Source organism: Amycolatopsis sp. SID8362 (genome assembly GCF_010550475.1).
GTDB classification, from domain to species: Bacteria; Actinomycetota; Actinomycetes; order Mycobacteriales; family Pseudonocardiaceae; genus Amycolatopsis; species Amycolatopsis eburnea.
Genome location: NZ_JAAGNB010000526.1, coordinates 1 through 226, shown reverse-complemented (window position 1 = coordinate 226; position 226 = coordinate 1). Strand labels below are relative to the sequence as shown.

Below are 226 nucleotides of genomic sequence, written 5' to 3'. Positions count from 1 at the left end.
CCGCCGCAGGCGGCCGCGCCGGTGGAGCCCCCGCCCGCGCCCGTGGCGGCGGAGGCCCCGGCCGAGGAGCACGAGTACGCCGAAGACGGCTACGACGACCAGGAGTTCGACGACCGCTTCGCCGAGGACGACCAGTACGGCGAAGAGGGGTACGACCAGCAGGCCGAGCACGCCGCCGGGGCGAACGGCTCGGCGCCGGAGCCGGGCCGGGTGCCCGACCTCGACG

General features: G+C 77.9%; 1 protein-coding gene. It reads left to right on the top strand.

Annotated elements, in window-relative coordinates:
• On the top strand, nucleotides 1-226 hold a 226-nt coding region (locus G3I65_RS16320), incomplete at both ends, for a hypothetical protein (RefSeq protein ID WP_203612403.1).